This window comes from Paraburkholderia rhynchosiae (genome assembly GCF_002879865.1).
Lineage (GTDB): Bacteria > Pseudomonadota > Gammaproteobacteria > Burkholderiales > Burkholderiaceae > Paraburkholderia > Paraburkholderia rhynchosiae.
On sequence record NZ_PNXY01000002.1, the window covers coordinates 351,568 to 372,574 of the forward strand.

At 59.3% G+C, this 21,007-nt stretch carries 21 protein-coding genes and 3 pseudogenes; 19 read left to right on the plus strand and 5 right to left on the minus strand.

What is annotated here, in order from left to right; translation table 11 throughout:
• From C0Z16_RS38595 to C0Z16_RS04035, 12 genes are all read left to right on the plus strand, one after another.
• The gene (locus tag C0Z16_RS38595; protein ID WP_244201157.1) at positions 1-216 is read left to right on the plus strand and encodes a hypothetical protein; all 216 of its coding nucleotides are present in this window, start codon (positions 1-3) and stop codon (positions 214-216) included.
• A gap of 248 nt (positions 217-464) precedes the next feature.
• Positions 465-1,883, plus strand: coding sequence for an AAA family ATPase (locus tag C0Z16_RS03985; protein WP_102630886.1), 1,419 nt, complete (start codon positions 465-467; stop codon positions 1,881-1,883).
• A gap of 318 nt (positions 1,884-2,201) precedes the next feature.
• Entirely contained in the window at positions 2,202-2,363 is a 162-nt protein-coding gene (locus tag C0Z16_RS37710) for a hypothetical protein (RefSeq protein WP_158244471.1), read from the plus strand.
• Positions 2,364-2,863: 500 nt separating this feature from the next.
• Complete coding sequence (gene nifE, locus C0Z16_RS03995; RefSeq protein WP_102631009.1) at positions 2,864-4,321, plus strand: nitrogenase iron-molybdenum cofactor biosynthesis protein NifE; 1,458 nt, start codon at positions 2,864-2,866, stop codon at positions 4,319-4,321.
• A gap of 52 nt (positions 4,322-4,373) precedes the next feature.
• Entirely contained in the window at positions 4,374-5,765 is a 1,392-nt protein-coding gene (gene nifN, locus C0Z16_RS04000) for a nitrogenase iron-molybdenum cofactor biosynthesis protein NifN (RefSeq protein ID WP_102630888.1), read from the plus strand.
• A 22-nt stretch (positions 5,766-5,787) separates the two neighbouring features.
• Entirely contained in the window at positions 5,788-6,201 is a 414-nt protein-coding gene (nifX, locus tag C0Z16_RS04005) for a nitrogen fixation protein NifX (RefSeq protein WP_027193739.1), read from the plus strand.
• Positions 6,194-6,679 carry a NifX-associated nitrogen fixation protein gene (locus tag C0Z16_RS04010; protein WP_027193738.1) on the plus strand — a complete coding sequence of 162 codons (486 nt, stop codon included), beginning with the start codon at positions 6,194-6,196 and terminating at the stop codon, positions 6,677-6,679. Before nifX ends, C0Z16_RS04010 begins: the two co-directional genes overlap by 8 nt.
• Before the next feature lie 24 nt (positions 6,680-6,703).
• The gene (locus C0Z16_RS04015; protein WP_018423155.1) at positions 6,704-6,904 is read left to right on the plus strand and encodes a CCE_0567 family metalloprotein; all 201 of its coding nucleotides are present in this window, start codon (positions 6,704-6,706) and stop codon (positions 6,902-6,904) included.
• Positions 6,905-6,929: 25 nt separating this feature from the next.
• A complete protein-coding gene (gene fdxB / locus C0Z16_RS04020; protein ID WP_102630889.1) occupies positions 6,930-7,241 on the plus strand; it encodes a ferredoxin III, nif-specific in 312 nt (103 codons plus the stop codon).
• Between the two features lie 11 nt (positions 7,242-7,252).
• Positions 7,253-7,813, plus strand: coding sequence for a nitrogen fixation protein NifQ (locus C0Z16_RS04025; RefSeq protein WP_102630890.1), 561 nt, complete (start codon positions 7,253-7,255; stop codon positions 7,811-7,813).
• Positions 7,814-7,943: 130 nt separating this feature from the next.
• On the plus strand, positions 7,944-8,195 hold the full coding sequence (locus tag C0Z16_RS04030; RefSeq protein WP_322786927.1) for a hypothetical protein: 252 nt from the start codon (positions 7,944-7,946) through the stop codon (positions 8,193-8,195).
• A gap of 53 nt (positions 8,196-8,248) precedes the next feature.
• Positions 8,249-8,737: a DUF2325 domain-containing protein gene (locus tag C0Z16_RS04035; RefSeq protein ID WP_146014276.1), complete on the plus strand. Its 489-nt coding sequence runs from the start codon at positions 8,249-8,251 to the stop codon at positions 8,735-8,737.
• 422 nt (positions 8,738-9,159) lie between these two features.
• Here the strand turns inward: C0Z16_RS04035 and C0Z16_RS04045 are convergent, their stop codons facing one another.
• From C0Z16_RS04045 to C0Z16_RS04065, 5 genes and pseudogenes are all read right to left on the minus strand, one after another.
• Positions 9,160-9,948, minus strand: coding sequence for an ABC transporter permease (locus C0Z16_RS04045; RefSeq protein WP_071336654.1), 789 nt, complete (start codon positions 9,946-9,948; stop codon positions 9,160-9,162).
• Positions 9,949-9,951: 3 nt separating this feature from the next.
• Positions 9,952-10,866: a nodulation factor ABC transporter ATP-binding protein NodI gene (gene nodI, locus C0Z16_RS04050; protein WP_102630892.1), complete on the minus strand. Its 915-nt coding sequence runs from the start codon at positions 10,864-10,866 to the stop codon at positions 9,952-9,954.
• A 272-nt stretch (positions 10,867-11,138) separates the two neighbouring features.
• Positions 11,139-12,497 (minus strand): chitooligosaccharide synthase NodC, encoded by a 1,359-nt coding sequence (gene nodC, locus C0Z16_RS04055; protein WP_102630893.1) that lies wholly within the window; start codon positions 12,495-12,497, stop codon positions 11,139-11,141.
• A gap of 53 nt (positions 12,498-12,550) precedes the next feature.
• Complete coding sequence (locus C0Z16_RS04060; protein WP_244201158.1) at positions 12,551-13,174, minus strand: polysaccharide deacetylase family protein; 624 nt, start codon at positions 13,172-13,174, stop codon at positions 12,551-12,553.
• Positions 13,175-13,867: 693 nt separating this feature from the next.
• Positions 13,868-14,110 (minus strand): annotated as a pseudogene (locus C0Z16_RS04065) (transposase); the annotation flags it as partial.
• 1 nt (position 14,111) lies between these two features.
• Here C0Z16_RS04065 and C0Z16_RS04070 point away from each other — a divergent pair.
• The 7 genes and pseudogenes from C0Z16_RS04070 to C0Z16_RS04100 all read left to right on the plus strand — a co-directional run.
• Positions 14,112-14,523 (plus strand): annotated as a pseudogene (locus C0Z16_RS04070) (tyrosine-type recombinase/integrase); the annotation flags it as partial.
• Positions 14,524-14,993: 470 nt separating this feature from the next.
• Positions 14,994-15,347, plus strand: a complete 354-nt coding sequence (locus C0Z16_RS38600) for an ATP-binding protein (RefSeq protein ID WP_244201159.1) — start codon at positions 14,994-14,996, stop codon at positions 15,345-15,347.
• Entirely contained in the window at positions 15,344-15,703 is a 360-nt protein-coding gene (locus tag C0Z16_RS04080; RefSeq protein WP_102630894.1) for a hypothetical protein, read from the plus strand. Before C0Z16_RS38600 ends, C0Z16_RS04080 begins: the two co-directional genes overlap by 4 nt.
• A gap of 532 nt (positions 15,704-16,235) precedes the next feature.
• Positions 16,236-17,267: pseudogene (locus C0Z16_RS04085) on the plus strand (nitrogenase component 1); the annotation flags it as partial.
• A gap of 75 nt (positions 17,268-17,342) precedes the next feature.
• Positions 17,343-18,443, plus strand: a complete 1,101-nt coding sequence (locus C0Z16_RS04090) for a saccharopine dehydrogenase (protein WP_102630895.1) — start codon at positions 17,343-17,345, stop codon at positions 18,441-18,443.
• Positions 18,419-19,675, plus strand: coding sequence for an ATP-grasp domain-containing protein (locus C0Z16_RS04095; RefSeq protein ID WP_102630896.1), 1,257 nt, complete (start codon positions 18,419-18,421; stop codon positions 19,673-19,675). The genes C0Z16_RS04090 and C0Z16_RS04095 overlap by 25 nt, the downstream gene beginning before the upstream one ends.
• Before the next feature lie 145 nt (positions 19,676-19,820).
• Positions 19,821-20,993: a pyridoxal phosphate-dependent aminotransferase gene (locus tag C0Z16_RS04100; protein ID WP_027196563.1), complete on the plus strand. Its 1,173-nt coding sequence runs from the start codon at positions 19,821-19,823 to the stop codon at positions 20,991-20,993.
• The last annotated feature ends 14 nt before the right edge of the window (positions 20,994-21,007 follow it).

Below are 21,007 nucleotides of genomic sequence, written 5' to 3' on the forward strand. Positions count from 1 at the left end.
ATGGCAGACACAGCAGAGGCATCGGGCGCGGCAGATGCAGTTCTGGTCAAGATGACGCAGGACGGCCGTAACGTCGAGGTCATCAGCGGCCAGGTTTGCCTGGCCGGTGTGGGCGAGGCCGACCACCGCGTCCCGCTGCCCGAACACCGGAACCCGCAGATGATCGCCCACGTGCTGCCCGGGGGCCCGCGCATGTGGCCGGCCGGTTGCCATTGACGCACGAGGAGATTGCGATTGCACAGGGTGCGATGTCGGCGGCTCGACGGCAGTTCGACGCGAGCCCGGCGGGCATCGCGCCGCGGTTACCTCGTGCGGTGTGGGCGAAGATTGCGGCGGAGGGTGTCGAGTAGCGGGGCACCGCTGAAAACGAAATTGCTGCGCTGTATGTAGCTAGCTGTAGCGACTCGTTGTTGCGCGTTCGCATCGGTACTTGGCGCCGCCATCTAATATCAAAGAGTCCGTTCATGAACCAGTTCACCGATATTGATCACAAGAACCTTGACCCGGTAAGGCAGCAATTTGCATGGGAAGCGCTAGCTGCGCATTTTGATGATCGGTCCCCGGAAGAGCTCACCTCCTCGCAGCGGCAGTTTCCCCATCACACGCGCCCCGAGCTTCAACAGACGCTCTCCCGCCTGCTGACGCCGTTCGCTCCGCGCCTTCTCGGCCTCAATCAGGTTCATGAGCGGTTTCCGTTGACAATTTCCTCGCTGTTTGTGCAGAGTACCGGCCCGATGTCTACCACGGTGTCCCTTGCTCCTGTGAAATACCGGGATGTCGATGTCGGAGAAGAAACACCGGTCGCGGTACTCGACAACGGCTTGTGGCTGATCACCGATGGCGAGCTGAGAGCCGCTGTGCTGTTCGAGCAGCACATGGAAGGAATGAACACGTCTATCGCGAGCGTGGAGATTGTCAGTCTGCCCAACGCGCGCGGGCTGACCTTCGGCAGCGAGGTGTATGCGGGGCTGGAGCAGGCAATTCGCGAGTCCCGTCTGTACCGGGGCAAAGTTCTTTCCCTCGAGGTAACCGAGGATTATTCAGGCCAGCCCCGCAGCATCGTCGTGCACCGTCTGCCTGCCGTGGAGCGTCAGGACGTCATCGTGTCACCGCAAACCATGGAGCTGCTTGATCGCAATATTTTTGAATTCGCACGCACCAGAGAAGGATTAAAGATCTTACGCCAGTCGTTGCAAAAGGGTGTCCTGCTGTACGGGCCGCCCGGAACGGGCAAAACCCATACGATCAAGTACCTCGCCAGCAATCTGCCAGCGCATACCACCCTTCTGATCAGCGCCAATCAAGTGGGGCAACTCGACAACTATACGCTGCTGGCCCGGTTGCTACAGCCAAGCATGGTGGTCATCGAGGACGTCGATCTGATCGGGAGACATCGCACCGAGATGCGCGGCCCGAAGGAAGAGAGTCTGCTCAACCGCTTGCTCAACGAAATGGACGGACTTCATCAGGACGCCGAGATCCTGTTCGTGCTTACCACCAACCGGCCGGAGGAAATCGAGGAGGCGCTCGCGGCCCGTCCAGGCCGGGTTGATCAGGCCATTGAAATACCGGCACCTGATGCGGATTGCCGGGCGCGCCTGCTCCGGCTCTACGGTTCGAGGATGAGCATCCCGGCAGACGTCGCAGCGTTTGCAGTGGAGCGGACTGAAGGCGTCAGCGCTGCATTCATCAAGGAACTGGTGCGCCGGTTGGCCCAGCAAAGTATTGCGCGTAAGGCACAGGGCGAAGTGAGCATGGAGGATGCTGAAAACGCGTTGCAGGACATGCTGGTGCGCAGCGGATACCTGAGTCAGGCGCTCCTTGGCTGCGCACCCGCACGGGAAAAACCGCAAGTACGAATCGTGGGTGACCAGTGCTTCTGAGCGTTGCAGGGAGCGGGGGGTCCGGTCCGGAAGAATGATCGGAAAGGGCCGGCGGCCCATATGCCGCCCCTGACTGACCATTTCATCTGCTGGCTACCGGCGTGCCCGTCGAGCATTCTCACTGATTGTGGATCCTGGCCGATGTTATCGAGCCGTTCTCAGTTAACGTGACCCCGTTCTCACTTAATGTGGACCTGGACGCGCCGATATTCTCAGCCAATGTAATCCCGAAAAGGCGCTGTTATCGGGCCTTGGAGATTTATGTTATCGAGCCGCTACAGCTAGCCTGCGTCACGAACCTCAGCGAGGGAGCGGGGCATGATTTATGTAGTCGAGCAGTCTGACTCAGTGCCGCTGCGTGCGTGGTTCGCCTACGACGATTTTGAGCGCAAGGTGGCGGCGTCCGACCCGTTGAGCCTCGCGGAGATCAATGACGAGGTAACGCCGCGCGAACTGCTCGCGCTGGTCGACGACGACTGAGCCGCCCAGCGGGGCAGGCGGCGCGAATGGCGCATACACACTGGAAGAGCGTTCGGGATATGCGCGCAGGCGCGCTCGGTGCATTGCTCGAACGCGTACCGGCCGAGATCAGGCCTGAGCGCTTCGAGCGCTTGCTGGAAGTCTGTCTCTGCGACTTTGCGGCGTATCCCGGTCATGGTAGACGGACTACGCGAAAGCTCCACGGATGCGCCGCGCGCTGACTGCTTACCTGGCGGTTCGCGAACCCTTGAGGCCGGATGCGTTGCCGGAGGCGCGCGCGAATGCGATCGCGCGGGTCCTGCTCAATACGGAACGGCAAGGCAGGCAGTGAACGTGTGTTGTCGTTTTCTGTGTCGCGAACCGTCTGTCGCAAACCGTTCAAACTCGCCATGACGGTGCGCGCGAGCGACTGCTTCAGCGCCAATTGGCACGTTTTCAAGGCGTTTCCCGGTGGTATGGAACTTGCCACTAGAGAAACGTCCATCCATCAGGAGCACATCATGTCTGCTTCGCTCAATGCCCAAATCGCCGAAGTTTTCGACGAGCCGGGTTGCGACAAGAATCAAGGCAAGAGCGAGAAGGAACGCAAAAGGGGCTGCACGAAGCAGCTTTCGCCGGGTTCGGCCGCAGGCGGGTGCGCGTTCGACGGCGCGAAGATCGCTTTGCAGCCGGTGGTGGACGTCGCACACCTCGTGCACGGGCCGATTGCTTGTGAAGGTAACTCGTGGGACAACCGGCACGCCGCTTCGTCCGGTTCGCAACTCTATCGCACGGGCTTCACCACCGATATCAACGAACTCGACGTGGTGTACGGCGGCGAGAAGCGCCTGTTCAGGAGCGTGCGCGAAATCATCGAGAAATACGATCCGCCCGCAGTGTTCGTCTACCAGACCTGCGTCACTGCGCTGATCGGCGACGACATCGAGGCAGTCTGCAAGCGCGCCACCGAACAATTTGGCAAGCCGGTGATTCCGGTCATTTCCCCCGGTTTCGCAGGGCCGAAGAATCTGGGCAACAAGCTTGGCGGCGAGGCGATCCTCAACTATGTGATCGGCACGCGCGAGCCCGAGTACACGACGCCGTATGACATCAACGTCATTGGCGAATACAACCTGTCGGGCGAACTCTGGCAGACCAAGCCGCTGCTCGACGCGCTAGGCATCCGTATCCTCTCGTGCATCTCCGGCGACGGGCGCTACAACGAGATCGCAAGTTCGCATCGCGCCAAGGTCAACATGATGGTCTGCTCGAAGTCGATGATCAACATCGCGACAAAGATGCAGCGGCGCTACGGCATCCCTTACTTCGAGGGCTCGTTCTATGGGATCGGCGACATGAGCGACACGCTGCGCCATATCGCCAGCCTGCTCGTGCAGCAGGGCGCACCGGACGATCTGCTCGAGCGGACCGAGCGCCTGATCGCCGTCGAGGAAGCGCGCGCGTGGGAGCGCATCGCGCAGTACAAAGCGCGCCTTACCGGCAAGCGGGTGTTGCTCATCACAGGTGGCGTGAAGTCTTGGTCGGTGGTTTCCGCGCTGCAGGAAGCAGGGCTCGAAATCGTCGGCACCAGCGTCAAGAAGAGCACCAAGGAAGACAAGGACAAGATCAAGGAGATCATGGGCGACGACGCCCACATGATCGACGGCATGACTCCGCGCGAGATGTACGCGATGCTCAGGGACGCGCGGGCCGACATCATGCTGTCGGGTGGCCGCTCACAGTTCGTCGCACTGAAGGCCCGCATACCGTGGCTCGACATCAATCAGGAACGCCACCACCCTTATGGCGGCTACGAGGGAATCGTCGAGCTGGTGCATGAGATCGACCGCGCGATCTACAGCCCGGTGTGGCAACAGGTGCGGATCCCTGCTCCGTGGGGCGACGACGGGGGAGCGCTCGGTGTGGTCCAAGCGCAAGCCGCGCGCCCGCCGTCGAGCGCCCCGGGGTGGGGGCGATGAGCCTCGAACCCGGTATACACCGACCTGACGCCCCCGAACTCGAGAACATGCCATGGCCGATGTCGTCGAATCTATGAAAGCCTGTGCGGTCAATCCGCTCAAGATGAGCCAGCCGCTGGGCGCGAGCCTCGCGTTCCTTGGGCTCGATGCCTGCATGCCCGTGATGCACGGCTCGCAGGGCTGCACGTCGTTCGGCCTCGTGCTGCTGGTGCGCCACTTCAGGGAGGCGATCCCGCTGCAGACGACAGCCATGGACGAAGTCACCGCGGTGCTCGGCGGCTACGAGAACATCGAGGCCGCGCTGCTCAACATCCGCAAGCGCGCTGCGCCGAAGGTCATCGCGATCTGTTCAACAGGTCTCACCGAGACCGAGGGCGACGACGTGGCCGGCTATCTCGTTACCGTGCGCAAGCGCAAGCCCGAACTCAACGACACTGAGATCGTCTATGTGTCGACCCCCGACTATGTCGGCGCATTCGAAGACGGCTACCGGCATGCGATTACCGGCATCGTCAACGCGCTGGTCAAGGCGTTGCCAACGGTGGCCAATCAGGTGACGCTGCTGCCCGGCAGCCATCTGTCGCCTGGCGACATCGACGAACTGCGCGAGATCATCGAAGCGTTCGGCTTCGATGTCATTGTGCTGCCCGACATTTCCGGCTCGCTCGACGGCCATATCGCACCGGACTGGCGCGGCACCACACTGGGCGGTACCACGCTCGCGGAGATCCGGGCCGCGGGTGCATCGGCATTTACGATCGGCGTGGGCGAGCAGACGCGCGACGGCGCGGAGGCATTGCATGCTATCGCTGGCACGCCGTTCGAAGTGTTCGGGCGGCTCACCGGACTGGAACCCAACGATCGTCTGCTGCAATTGCTCGCGCAGCGCTCCGGACGACCCGTTCCCGCGAAATACCGGCGTCAGCGCAGCCAATTGCTCGATGCGATGCTAGACGGCCATTTCTACACTGGAGGCATCAAGGTCGCGATCGGCGCAGAGCCCGATCTGCTGTTCGCGGTCGGCAGCGTGCTGCACGAGATGGGCGCGCAGTTGCGCTGCTGCATCAGCACGACGCGATCGCCCGCGCACGCGTTGCTGCCCGCTGATCAGGTCGTGATCGGCGATCTCGAAGACATGGAGCGCTCCGCGGCGGACTGCGACCTGCTGATCACGCATTCGCACGGCAGGCAGATGGCCGAGCACCTGCAAAAGCCGCTCTTCCGGATCGGTTTTCCGGTCTTCGACCGGGTTGGGAACTCACATCGACGCTACGTCGGCTACCGCGGCACGATGAACCTGATCTTTGAGATCGCCAACCTGATGATCGAACGGATTCCGCATCACGATCCGGCCGACTGGCCGCTGCCGCAGGCCGCTATCGATCTGGCCGCGCGCGATCCGGCGCGGGAAGCGAACATTCCTGTCGTCGCGGCCGGTGCTTGACCCACCTAAAGGAGCACACAGCATGAAGATCGCGTTCGCCACCCAGGACAGGCAGTTCGTCGATGCGCATTTTGGCTGGGCGAGGAGCATCGTCACCTACAACGTCACACCGGACGGCTACCAGTTCGTCGAGGCGTTCGACTTTGGTGGCAAGCTCGAAGAGGACGGCGACGAGGACAAGCTCGTGCCCAAGCTCGAAGCCGTCAAGGATTGCGCGATCCTGTACGTCGCCGCAATCGGCGGCTCGGCCGCGGCGCGAGTGGTTGCGCTGAAGATTCACCCGATCAAGGTGCCGCGGCCCGAGTCCATCGAGGAGACTCTCGGCAAGTTGCAACAGGTGCTGAAGGGCACGCCGCCGCCGTGGCTGCGCAAGGCGCTGGTGAAGGGTGGCGAACGTGTATACGACTTTGAAGACGATGAGGTATCCCATGGCTGAATCATCCGCAATTCCGTCCAAGGCCAGCGATGAAATGCTGCTGGTCGCACCGTTTGTGCAGCAGCTCGTCAGGCAGTTGCGCGCGCAGGACGCCCGCGGCGTGTGGGACGGAAAGACCGACCTGCAACTGCTCAAGCCGTACATCCACACGCCGGAGGAACGCCGCGCGATTCCGATCATGGGCGACCCCGACCCCGAAACGCTGTGGCGGCTCGAGCTTTTCTATAGCGCGATTGCGGTGGCGATCGAGCGTGAGACCGGCCAAATGGTTTCGCCGATGATGAAGATGAGCCACGAGGGCTTCGGGCGCATGGTGTTGCTCTCGGGGCGGCTCGTTGTCGTCAACAAGCAGTTGCGCGACGTACACCGGTTCGGCTTCGCTTCGCTGGAGAAGCTCGCCGAGGCGGGCGCAAAGCTTCTCGACGAAGCGGTCGAGGTGATCCGGACGTACCCCGCCGTCGCACAGTACGGAGCCTGAAGGAATCGTGAGGGGACCGAGACGATGAGCACCGATGCCGATGAACTCAAGGCGCACCTGAAGAAACTCAACGCGCAAGCGACCCAGGCGAAGTTGGACCTGCACGACCTCTCAGAGGAACTCCCGACCAATTGGGAGAACATTCTCGCTGTCGCCCAGCGCTGCCATGACGCCCACGCCGCGCTGATGGCAGCCCGCAAGGCTGCCGCTGAGGCAGCTGCCTGAACCAGCGAAGCCACGGAGCCACATCATGAGCGATACCTTCAGCGTTACGCTGCCGAGCGGCGCCAGCTGGACGCCGACCTTCGTCAACAGGCTCGACGAAGAAAAATGCATTGGTTGCGGACGTTGTTTCCGTGTCTGTCCGCGTGGCGTGCTGCAACTCGTCGGGCTTAACGAGGACGGCGCGCACATCGCACTGGACGGCGACGACGAAGACGAAGACGACGAGTACGAGAAGAAGGTGATGACTATCGTGCATCGGGAACTGTGCGTCGGCTGCACCGCGTGCGCGAAGATCTGCCCGAAAAAGTGCTACACGCACGCGGCCGCCGTTCTCTGAGCGATGCCGCGATGAACGCCTATGCAACCCTGATGGCGTGCGCGGTGGAAGCGGGCGATCCCACCGTGCTGGCACTCGCCGGCGTGCTGTCGAGCGGGTTCGAGCACCACGGCGTCGATGTGCTGCCGATGCCCGGACTGGACGCCGACCAGACGCACCGAATGCTCGCGCGCTGGTTCCCAGGTGCCGGGCCGGCGCTCGGTCTTACGTGCGTCTTGTCGCCCGCCACGATGCCGCGTGACGACGAACTGGAAGACCTGGTGGCGTTGCTCAATCACCATGCCGATCCGCGCGCCGGCCCGGCAGACGAGGCGAACTGCGTGGCCCATGCATTGGCCTGCGCGAGCCTCGGGCAAAAACACCTTTGGCAAGACCTGCTTCTGCCGTCGCGGCGCGAGTTGTCCGCATTGATCAGCCGCTGGTTTCCGCGGCTGGCCGCGAAGAATACGCATGACATGAAGTGGAAGAAGTTCCTCTACAAGCAACTGTGCGAGCGCGAGGGCCTGTTCATCTGCAAGGCGCCGAGTTGTGGCGTGTGTTCGGACCATGCGCTTTGCTTTAGAGCGGAGTAGGCAGCACGCGTCGGTCACCGCTTCGATTGTGTCGCGTCGCGGGTGGCCGACGTCGTGGTCGAGTCCTGCGGCGGGCTGCTGTATTACGGCGAGCGGCATGCGCATCTGCAGGCGGCCTTTCGGGCCGCCGTTGCTGTTTGACGAAGAGGGCCGCGAACCTTGGCTGATTCAACTTTGGCACGCGTTCGACGACGTCGGTTTCCCGCCCGCGCTGCGCGCCGACTTCTGGGGCTTGGCGAAGCCGCTGTCCGAGCATCGGCTGGCGCCGCACGCGCGTCATGCCGGCCGGATGCGCTACACGAACGACGCGGTGCGTAGCTGGTTTCTCACCCCGGCAGCAGGCGAACGGTTCGCGGGCCATGTCACGAGGCGCTCTCCATGAGACCCATGCCGCCTGCCGTTGCCGTAACGGTGCGATCCGAAGCGCAGCCCGTCATGAATCAGACCCGCGGCACATGCCTTCCCGACAGCAGTGCGAGCCTGTCGCTGGAGCGCGCGCGGGCACATGTCGCGAGCCTGCAGCACGAGTTGTTCGCGGTTGAGCAGGCGCTGCTCGACGACCGCGGATTGACGCGCGCATTGAGCGGGCGTCGATGGGTTTATGTGGGCGGGCGGCCAAGCATCAACGCCGTGCTGCGTGCGCTGGTGGAGGCGGCCGGAGGCGAGTTCGTTCATCACACCGGGACCATCGACGACGATAGCCGTGCCGAAGGCTTCGAGGCTTTGCTGTCAGGCGCCTACCGGGTGCTGTGCCCATTGGGTCTGATCGACCCGGACTCGCTGGTCGCGCTGCGGCGGTTGTGCGCGCGTCACCGCGCGCCGTGGTCCGCTTTGCGTTCGTCGAGCGTGACGAGCTCATCGCGGCGTGTTGCGGGCTCGGCCTGCCCAGCCGCGGCGTGGTCGCAGCGTCGCGCTTCTGCCTGAGGCATGGCTGACGTCGTCATGACTTTACATACCGCGAGATGTGGGCGCAAAACTTGCCTTTGATGTGGTCTTTCCACGAGAGGGCCTGCCATGTAGGATTCCGCACAACGCTACGGCCTTTTCCTCAACGTCGAGAACCCCGACGGCGACGCGCGCGATGCGCTGACGCAAACCGTGCGTAATGCGCCGGCCGCCCAAACGTTCGGCTGCCACGACGTGTGGCTCGCCGACCATCACTACAGGTCGTACGCGATCAGCAGCGCGCTGACGCTGCTGTTTGCCCACACCGCGACTCGTTTCCGGTGCTATATCGGGCTGTAGGGATACCGTCGGCGGATGAGGCGCGTGCGCGGATGCACGAAGCGTTCGCGTTGACACGACATGGTGTTTTTCCTAGTCACTCGTACAGGCCATAGCTAACATTAAGACATGAGGCGTCGACGTAACACCGCCACCGACAGGAAGAACGGCAACACCGTGCAAATGCAGAGAGCGCCAATATGCAGGGCAACACTGCCCACCGGGCGTCCGAGCATCGCGGGACGGATAAGGTCGACGGAATGTGCGAGCGGTAAGAAGCGCGCTACGTCGCAAAATACGGCAGGTAGCTTACTGATCGGGAAGATCACGCCGCTCAGGAGCACCATGGGCGTGAGAACGAGCGTTTGATAGAACACGAAGTAATCGTGACTGGGTGCAAGCGCCGCGAGGATCATCGCCAGACTCGCGAAGGCGAGGCCAGTCAGGGCGATGGCAGGCGATGCATAGAGAATGGATGACCACGCTGAATAACCCAGCACGGTGGCTACCACCATGACGGCGATGCCGGCAAAAAAGGCCTTAGTGGCGGCCCATGCGAGTTCACCGAGAACGATATCGCCGAGCGTGAGCTGTGTACACAGGATCGCTTCCCACATGCGCTGAACATGCATACGAGAGAAAGCTGCGTAAATCGTTTCGAAGGTCGCGGAGGTCATCGCGCTCGTGGCGACCATGCCCGCCGCGAGAAACGCGATATAAGATGCGCCATCGACGCGACCTACCATTATCCCGAAACCAAAGCCGAGGCCGAACAGATAAATCATAGGATCGGCAAGGTTACCGAGAATCGAGGCAAACGCGACTTTTTTCCATGCCAGATAGTTGTGGCGCCACACTGCAACCCAGTTCCACACGTTCGCGGGCAGGGCCGCTGCATAAAACTCTCTCATCGTTCACTCCTTCATCCCGCGCCCGGTTAACTGCAAAAAGACATCCTCGAGATTTGCTGGACGCTGTAAAAGGCGCAGCGCCGCGCGCCCGCGCAACTGTACACACACCCGTTCCGGATCGGACACATAGCAGAAGACGGTCCCGCCACTGACCTCGATACGCTGCGCGTGCGGCGCGATCAACGTGCGCAGCTCATGCGGATTGCCGCCGCGGATCTCGACCACGTGGCTCCCGATCTGTTCTGCGATCAGCGCGCGAGGCCCGCCTTCGGCGATCTTTCGCCCCTCCTCCAGCACACACAGTCGGTCGCACAACCGCTCGGCCTCTTCCATGAAATGGGTGGTCAAGAGGATCGTCTTGCCGCGCGCCAACAGGGAACGCAGGCGTTCCCAGATCAGGTGGCGCGCATGCGGGTCGAGACCCGTTGTAGGCTCGTCCATGACCAACAACTGTGGATCGTTGATCAGCGCGCGTGCCAGCATCAGCCGCCGCTTCATGCCACCGGATAGTTCGGTGACGCGCGCATCGACCTTGCTTTCGAGGCGGGCAAATTCGAGCAGCGACGGCACGACCGCTTCAATTTCACGTGTGCTCATGCCGAAGTAGCGCCCAAACACCAGAAGGTTCTCGCGCACGGTGAACCCGGGCTCGAGGTTGTCGAATTGCGGCACCACGCCAATGCTCATACGTGCCGAGCGAGCGCGCGCCGGCACTGGCTCCCCGAGCACGATGATCTTGCCTGCGTCGGGCGGCGCCATGCCGAGAACCATACGCACCGTCGTGCTCTTGCCCGCGCCATTTGGCCCTAGCAGACCGAAGCACTCTCCAGGCGCGACGCTAAACGACAATCCGTCGACTACGATCTTGTCGCCATATGACTTCCTTACGCCGGTGAAGCTGATTGCTGCTTTGGACATGGAGATAAGAAGGGAAATTACGCACTTGTCTTAGAGAAAAAGAAGCCGTTCTGCTGCTGCGGCGCGATTGAAAACGCCCTGGTCGATAGACGATCCTTGCCTGCCACGCGGGAGAGTTACTGACAATGGAGTACCAGGATTTCGGTGAATGCACTGGCGTTGGGAAGACGACAATCGAGCCTTTGCGTGAGACGATCGCACTCAAGCGGACCAGTGACAATGGTGGGCGGTTCTGGGTTGGCGCAATACTCGAGATCTATATGTACGATTAACTAATCGCCATCGAATGCTTCGTCGGACGTCGCTAATGTTGAAGACTCACACGCGTGATCCTCCCGACGGTGCGGAGTCGCAGATCTTGACGCTGAAGTCGCGTTCGGCTTTGTAACCGGATTCGAAGTATCGACCTGTTTTTCACGAACGTTCGATACGTTGCCTGCAGAGCCACGGGACAGCCAATCGCTATTGCTCAATGTACACAGCGCATAGGCTTTCAGGGGAAGTAAGAGAAAGAGGTTGATGGGTGTGTGAAGAAAAAAGCCAAGAAATCGAATCTGGCGAGCGCGAACCGATGCCACGCTACAGCGGATCATGGTCCATGATGCGATTATCAGGGCAGTCCACCACGGCACTGTCGCTGTTAATGCGAGCTGCGCGAGCGCCGCTAGAAGCGATAAGGCGAGAAATAGCGAGCCCAGATTCAGTCCGATCACGTCCAGCGTAAGGTAGCGATCTAGACAGGGCAGCAGGCGCAGCGAAAGCAACGTGTCCCGATAAGTACTGCGCGCCCAGCGCAGTTGCTGGCGCAGATACGCCCCCAGTCTGTCCGGAACGACTGTCGCCGCAATGGCATCCGGAACGTACTCGGTCCGATAACCTGCCGTCAGCATGAGAATCGTGAGATGGCGGTCCTCGCCGAAGTCGCTCGGTTTCCCGCGAAAAAGTTGCGTCTCGTACTGATCGAGCAGCAAAAGGAGGGCGGACCGGCGGTACATGGCACACGGACCACAACAACACATAACAGCGCCGAAGCGAGCCTGTGCGGCGCGCTCTTCGTTGCAAGCCAACCAGTACTCCATATCGATCAGACGGGTCAACCAGGTATCGTTGCGGTTGCTGGCGATCAACTGACCCATGGCGGCGCCTATCGTCGTGTCTCGCATTCTCAATACGAGCTTCTTGACGACATCGGGCGCCAGCGTCGTGTCCGAGTCGACGTTGAGTACCAGTTCCCCGGATGAACAGCGTATCGCGGCGATCTGTGCCTTGCGCTTTCCCATATTTTGGGGAAGCGTAATGAAGTTGAATCTGGGGTCGCGCGCGTGGGCATCGTATACCGGCCTCACGGCGTCGAGATTCGCAGAACCATCATCGACCAAATAGACGCGCAGTTTACCGGCGTAGTCCTGGTTTGCAATGGACTCCAGGCACGCCGAGAGCGTGCGCGGTTGCTCGTTAAAGCACGGCACGATGACGTCCACGTCCGGCAGAAAGTTGGGGTCGGCGGCATTGGGCGAATTCGGCGGACCACTCGTCGGTAGGCCATGGAGGGCCTGTACGCTTTTGTAAACAGTCGAGAGTAGTGCATACAACAAAACCGGGGCAGTGCTGATTGTGGCAATGGCATTCATAGATGTCGGTTTGTTCAGGATGGTTGGGTAGCGAGCTGATTACAAATCCGCAGTCATGCAGTGCTGGAATCAGGCGGGAAAGCACCATGAGCGTCTGGTCGCGCAGCCCAGCATGACAGCACCGTCCTGACTCGCCGGGAGGACGTCCGTTGTGCAAGAGCACAATTGCGCCAGTCCGGACAGAGGCCAGCACCGCGCTGACAATCGCATCGACGCCGGGCGAGACTAGTCTGACGCCAAGGGTCTACCGACCAGTCAAGAGCCGCCAGCCCCGCCTTTGCCGCTTCAGCGACCACTTCGTCCGTCCATGTTCCGTAAGGGGCACGTATATGCCGAACTGTGGCTTGGGCACACGCCATCCGGATGATCCTGTTCGCGTCCAATATTTCGCGTCGTACTTCATCAGGTTCGCATCTGGACAAATCCGGATGAGTCATCGTGTGAGTGGCAATCTCGTGTCCCTCGGCGATCATTCGCTGGATCAGCTTCGGCTGGTCCTCTACGTACGCGCCGATGACGCAGAACGTTGCTGGCACCCGGTGTTCTGCCAGCACATCGAGGACGTCCGGTGTGCAAAGTGGATTAGGACCGTCGTCAAACGTCAAATAGACGTCGCGACGTCCGGCGCGATCGTGGCACTCGTCGCGCGCCTCGGATGCGCAATCGAGTACCTTCACAGCTCTGGCCCGTTTCGTTCAATTATCGAGCCAGTAAGCTGCTCCACAGCCGATCGTCCGATCCGGAAGGCCGCGACGGGCACGGTTTCGGTAAGCTCAGGCGGCGTGTCGGGAGGTAAATCCAAAAGTGTGGGCATCATGGAGACATGCCTAAATATGTGTCGTACTACTTAGGTGTATAAATATGAAGTGTTCGATCAATCAGCTCAATTCACATTTCCGCAACGACGGGTCCCACTGTGCAACACAAGAAGCGATTTGTAAAATCGATTGTATCGATGCCTTTCATCTATAGCGTGGATACGTTGAGAAATGCGTTTTACAGTAGGTAGATGCAGTGGGTGGCAGATCTTGCCCGCCCAAATGATCGTTGAGCGCGTGTGCGGTTCGAGACGACCCATCCTGACGATGTCGGACAGAATCGCAGAAGATGATCAAACCATATCTGGAACCCATCGCGGAGCCGGTGTTTCATGACTATCCGCATGGATATCGTCCTGGCCGGTCAGCGCATCAAGCAGTGGCCATGGCGCGCGTGCGTTGCTCGCAATGCCTGGGGCTGGGCTGAACAAGGCGCCAAATTAGCGACGTGTTAGCGATTTGAACGTCTCGAAGTCATGAAGCCCATTTCGAGCCGTGTGGTTTCGACCCTTTCGGGCCTTGTGGGCGGGCACTTTGCCCGCTTTTCGCCCACTATGGGCGTATCGATGCCATCAATTGCCTGCGCGACAGGTAGACGTTGGCTAGCGCGAGCGCGACGAACGCCCGATTAGCGTTCTTTGCCAGCCCGCGATAGCGTACCTTCGTAAAGCCCCACAGTCGCTTCACGACCGCGAAGACATGTTCGACACGCGCCCGGATCTTCGACTTGTTGCGGTTCTTGCGGCGCTGCACCTCGTCGACGTCTCCGCCCGCACGGCGTATACGCTGATTGGTGAAAGTCAGCCTCGCGGAGTCGACGCATGCCATGAGAAAGTCTGTCTACAACCGAAATCTCGCGACGGAGTTTGCGCATCTGAAACTTGAAGAGATCACACGGTCGCGCCTGATGGCCAAGTGCAAAAAGATCAAGGAACGGAGAGCCGCCGCTCTCGCCCGTGCAGGCACACGATATCGTGCTGCAGGCCTACCGTTTCGTGCAGGCCAGGGGGCTGAAGGTGGACAACCCGGCAGAAGCCATCTGGCCGTCAGCCATCGCGCGGTTCAAGCCTCGCGACCGGGCACTGACGCCCACCGAAATCCATGTTTTCTTCAAGGCGCTGGAACGGACGCCTACGTTGCCAACGCGGCATCTGGCTATCAAGTTCCTGCTGCTCACAATGGTGCGCAAGTCGGAATTTATCCTCTCAGCTGCGGCTCCCTTGAAATTGCGCAATTTTTTTAAACGCTGAATCGACGTCAGAGTGATGGGTGTTTCACGCCGTGGTTCCCCAACGCCCGGACGTGGCGCGGGAATGTTAGGCGTGTTCAGATGGGGTCGTCATAAAGTATTGAACAAGTCAAAAAGGCTGAACATGTCGTGCACGTCGTTCATATGGTTGCATGTCCACGATTTCTGAACAGGTGGAAATTGTGAACGACACGACCCATATGGCCTTACGGACTTCGATCACCCGACCGAAGTCCTGCTCAGTCAACTCACCAGCGCCCGGCAACCCGGCGCTGATATGGTACTGTAGGTTTGCTTGATCTCAGCGTAGCCACACTCTTTTGAAGCATGGGAGTAGCGCTATAGCGGAGCGCCACCGCGTCGATCTCGAAGCTCCTGCGACCGCTGTCACGAAACAAAAGATGCTGCCAAAATGATGCCACTCCTGTAGTGGCGATCGGCCACGAAATACGTCATCATTATGCGGAGAACAGGCGTCGAGAACTACCGATTCGCAGGCTTCTGGGACAGAGACTCTGCGTAAAAACTGATCTTGCATTAAACAAACCGTTCAAGGCATGGTCGGAGGTGTTCCCGAATGCGGCCTGCGTCGTCTCGCTGGTCGACCGCCTCGTGCTTCGCGCCGAGGTCATCCTCATCGACGGCGAGTCGTATCGCGTCAAGGACCGCGCGAGCCGGCCGAGCAGCGCGCCAGCAGGCGTAACGCCGCGCGCCAGGAGAAAAAGCCATGAGCCGCTGCACCGCACCTGCCATCGGGCCTGTCTGGCGGACTGGACTTTATGATCGATGCCAACGGGTCGCCGCAGCAGGCGTTCGCGGTCTTCGAACTGCTCAGCGATCTGCGCGCGCGCATCTGGATACGTTACTGCGTCGAGTTGCACGAGCTGATCCGCGAGCAGCGTTACCACCCAGCGATGCCGACATCGACGACAGCGGGGGCGGGTTCTGAGTCTGTCTTCCTCACCTCGCGGGCGGCGATGCCTGCGGGGCATGGCCGAATCGTGCACTCGTCCTTGCGCCACCGTCTGGTGTCGGATTTGCACTGCCGTGAACAAGTGCTTGTGCGTCCCTTGAAGACGACGGCAACGACACGCCGATCGTGCTGCAAACGGGACAACGGGTTTCTATCGAGTTCGTAGCGGATGAACACATAGGCCATTAGTATGCCTAATAAAGAACCGAGCACTCGCAAAAAGGACGACGGTTCGTGCATCATCGGCAAACGGCAAACGGCAAACGGCCAAGCGGTTTTGCAACGTTCATACCAGCGCCGAATCGGGTTTTGGCGATGGCGAAGACGCCAAAGCATGGAGGTGAGCTCGTGCTGCGAGTTGCATTTGCGACAAAGACGCGCGGGTTTGTCGGGAAGCTGACGTCGCGAACGTCGCAAGCCGCAATTCCGGAAACTTGCGAGAAGTCCTATTCGGCTGGGCTCTGGACGCCTCGTGCGCACATGGCACGATAGCTGCGTGAGAGCGATCCGCGCGGACACAATCCGACCGACGCGTGACTCGACAGAAGAAGACCAGACGGGACGAACCGCTGGCTGAGGACATCGTCGCGGCTTTGCAGCCCAAACTCGCACCCTGGCTTTCACCTTCTATCTCATTGTGGAGTACGACAATGTCTCAACTTCGGCAGATTACCTTCTACGAAAAAGGTCGGATCGGCAAGCAGAAGGGTAGCGTACGGGAAGACTACGATGTGCCGTTCGCACACACGCCCGCGTTTTTCGGAAACCACGTGACCAGTTGTGACAATGCGCTACCGGGCATTCTGAAGCACTTTTGGGGCGGTAGGGCGGGAACTGCCACCCCGCTTGCACGCGTGCCGGACGACAGCGTGAACTTTATCGGCGGATTCGACGACTTCGTCGTCGGCAACATGAGGGAGATTCGGCGAAAATTCGATCTATTCGGCGTGACGGTCAACATCATCTGCGATCCATCCGAGACATGGAACGCATCGACCGATGGCGACTTCCGGATGTGCAACGGGGAAGCGACACAGGAGGAAGTCGGGTGCGTGCTGAACGCAAAAGCGACATTTGTGTTCCACGAATATTGTTGCGAGAAGACGAGGAGGTTCACCGCCGAGCATGACCAGGAGATTATCGCGTTGAACGCGCCCATCGGCGTCGTAGGTACCGACCATTTCCTTATGACGGGAAGGCGGATTCCTGCAAAGCTTGAAATGGAGCTGCGCCAACTCGTCGATGCCATGGCGGACAGTCAGCCGAATCTACACGGCAAGCGCTATGCACTCTATGGCGATGCCGACCAGATGCTCGCATTCACTCAATTTCTGCGGGAACTTAGCGAGGAGCCGGCGCACGTTCTGTCCACCAACGGTACCGATCGCTGCGCGTCGAAAGTGCGGCCGCTTTGGGACGCGTCGCCATACGGTGCACAATGCAAGGTCTACCCAAAGCGCGACCTTTGGCACCTTCGCTCGCTTCTATTCATAGAGCCGGTGCAGTTCCGGATCGGCAACACACATGGCAAGTATCTGGAGCGCCACACCGGACATCCCTCGTGCGCTTGTATTCCCTATATTTGACCGTCACCACTACCACCGCTACCCGACTTGGGGGGCGGCGGATTGCGGATACTGCTGGCACTGGTCGAAGAACTTTTCGAAGCACTGCACGCGAGCACGATTTCTGTGTCGAAGACCGATTACTGCTATGACATCGTCCGATGACGGCAACATGGCACAGGTATTCCGCGGTCGCGCGAAGCGATCGAGGTACGTTTCTTACTGGCTGAAGAGGGCTTCATGAATCACATCTGGCTTCGATGCGAAAGCAAACGTTTTGAGCGCCGCACGCCCCTTGTACCGGCTCATGCTGCGATGTTGGCCAAGAAAGGTATCGTAGTGACCGTAGAGCATTCGCCCATGCGGTGCTTCCCGGACGAGCAATACGAAAAAGTCGGGTGTGAGATCGTCAAGTCGCATTCTTGGAAAAACGCGCCTTCCGATGCGTACATTCTAGGACTGAAAGAGCTAAGTGAAGACGTCAACGAGGTCCGCCATACTCACATCTATTTTGGCCATGTTTTCAAGCAACAGACGGCCGCGGTTGAGGTGCTAGACCGGTTCCGCCGAGGCGGAGGCACGCTGCTCGATCTTGAGTACCTCCGAGACTTTCGGGGTTTGGAGCTTGTGAGTCGGGGAGTAAGTTTCTGGGCGGGCGTGTGTGGGGCGGCCGTGACGCTGGAACTTATGGAACGAAAGATGAGTGATGCGGCAGAAGTATCGCTCGAGAAAACGTTCCATAGTAGCTTTGAAGAGCTAGTAGAGTTTCTGCAGCGGAAGATTGAAAAAGTAAGAAACGCGAGGATCCTCATAGCTGGTGCACGGGGAGTGACTGGATCGGGAGTGCGCTACCTGTTGGAGACCGTTGGCCTCGGTCACGAATGTTGGGGAAGGGCGGAGACTGCCTCAGACTTACGTCATGAGCTTCTAGATTTCGACATCCTTTTCAACTGCATACGGTCAGACGAGACAACAACGATACTGCTTCACCCAAAAATGCTCGAAAAGCCACATCGGCTTTCGATGATTGGCGACGTAAGTTGCGACGCGGCCAGTCCGTACAACCCACTACGTATTTATCGAGAGTCGACCGATTTTTCCAAACCAGTACAGACGTGTGGTTCAGGGGAAAACGCCGTTGATGTAGTCGCGTTGGACAATGTTGCCTCGCTGTTACCTGTGGACGCGAGTTCGGCCATAAGTAGAGAGTTATTCCCTTTCCTTTGTGAGCTTGTTATAAGCGGAGGCTACTCCATCGACTCAGCGTGGGGGACTGCATATCTCAATTTCGCCGCGAGTCTTGCGAGGACGCAAAAATGCAAACCAGAAGCAAAAACGTGATTGTGATTGTTGATGGATGGTCGTCGGGGCGATATTTGGCACCGGCTTTCATCGGCCATGGATACGAGTGCATACACATTAGCTCAACAGAAAAAACGTCGCGGTTTGGCTACAAGCCGGTTGACTACATTGCCAACTTTCATCTCGAATCGACCGCCATGTCGGAAATACTTGAAAATCTCCGCGGGTATTCAGTCAAAGCAATCATGCCCGGTAGTGAGTCCGGTGTCGTACTAGCAGATTTATTAGCAGATAATTTCGCTGTTCCGCGAAATGACGCCAGAACAACGCAGGCTCGCAGAAACAAATTTCATATGATCGCAGCACTTAAGAAGGCTGGTGTATCCAGTATGAGGCAGTTCGCTTCGCGGTCGCTCTGCGAGCTTCTCGCCTGGTACGGTGAATCTGAGTTGGATACGGTCATATTGAAGCCGACAATGGGAGCCAAGTCGGATGGTGTCGCACTTTGTTCGAATGCGAAGGACATAGAAGCTGCCTTCGTGGCCACTCATGGTAAACCGAACGTGACAGGAGTAATCAATACGGAATTCGTAATTCAAGAACGTCTTCAAGGCCAAGAGTTGATGGTAAATAGTGTCAGTTGCGAGGGCCATCATTTTGTGACCGATATGTGGATTGGCGTTGGTGGCTTGGTGGACACAATCTCGACAGACGAGTATGCGCAACTCGTAATGCGGCGGACGGAAATTTTCGAGAGGGTCGAGAAATATGTTCTTGAGACGCTGGACGCGCTTGGAATTTGCAACGGCGCGGCACACAGTGAGGTGATGCTGACAGTCAATGGACCGCGGCTTATCGAGTGCGGCGCGCGTCTGACCGGCGCTCAACTCTTCGCGGCCGTCGAGGAGGCGCAGGGATACAGTCAACTTTCTGTGATGGTTGAGACGGTATTGAATTCCGGACAGTTTCAAAGACGAGTGAACGCATTGCGTGGGTCAAGACAAAAAGGCCTAAGGTTTGTTTACATGTGTTCGAATCGGGAAGGATATGTTGTGAACAATCCCGATCTCAGTCGATTTGGCGAATTGGCGACACTGGACCGGATGATTGTATTCCCGAAAATCGGCGATTATCTGACAAAGACAAACGGCAGCCTAGGGCGACCGGGATATGCGTTCCTCTTGTCCAGTGATAATCAAACCTTGGACATGGACTATGTCCGCTTCCGGGAACTCGAGGCAAAAATGTTTCAGCATGTATTGGAGGCATAGGCAACCTCCCCCAACGACCGGGCCGATAGATTGACTGACATTTCGGGACCGTATGCAAATTGTTAACTTTTCGCCAGGAGCACAGAAAGATGCATGTTCAACAAGCGAGCGGAGTTCGCCTAGCATTCCGAAGAGGGAGATAGACTTGAAATTTGCGAATCTCGTCGAGCGCTTGCAGGGCGAGCGAACGTCGGCGTGGGACATTCACAGGGCGGCTAGGCTGGCGGCCGTTCAAGGCGAAGATGTGATCGTGCTCAGCGTCGGCGATCCGGATTTCCCGACTCCCGCTCCCGTCGTTGAACGTGCCATCTCGGCCCTGCACGAAGACGATACACATTACACCGGCGGCGCCGGTCGGGATAACCTGCGTGAGGCGATCGCGGCTGAACATCAGGCCGACAGCGGCCGTGCCGTCACCAAGGCGAATGTAATCGTCTGTGCCGGCGCGCAGAACGGACTGTTCGCGTCGTCGCTCTGCGTCTGCGAGGCCGGCGACGAAGTGCTCGTGCCAGAGCCGATGTATCTGACGTACGAAGCTGCAATTCGCGCCTCCGGCGCCACCCTCGTGCCCGTAGCGGTGGACGCCGCGAATGGCTTCCATCTCGACTGCGAGGCGCTTAGAGCCGCAGTTACCGCGCGCACACGCGCAATCTTCTTTGCGACGCCCTGCAATCCCACTGGCGTGGTCATGCCGCGCGAACATCTTGAACAGATCGCCGCGTTGGCGCGCGAGCGCGACTTATGGGTCGTCTCTGACGAGGTATACGCGGACCTCACTTTTGAGCGCGACCACATTAGCATCGCGTCTTTGGAAGGCATGGCGAGCCGAACGTTGACGTTAGGCAGCTTTTCAAAGTCGCATGCAATGACCGGCTGGCGGCTAGGCTGGGTAATCGGGCCGGAGGCAGCGATCGATCATCTGGGTCGACTGGCACTTTGCATGTTGTATGGACTACCGGGTTTCATCCAGCAAGCTGGATTGGCGGCGCTCGAACACCGTCGTTCCGTGATCGCGCAGATGAGAGACGTGTATCGCCGGCGGCGTGATGCCGTGTTTCAGCGCCTGAATGCCGTTCAGAATCTTCAATGCCTGCTTCCAGAGGCGGGCATCTTCATGATGATCGACATTCGGGGAACGGGAATAGGCACACACGACTTCACGTGGCAACTGCTCCGAGAGAAAGGCGTCTCTCTGCTCGATGCTAGTCGATTCGGTCCGACTGCAAACGGTTTCGTGAGGCTGGCACTAGTGGTGGATGAGCCGAAGCTGAATGAGGCCTGCAATCGGATCGAGGATTTCGTTCGGCGACGTCGCTAACAATTCGCTCCGAC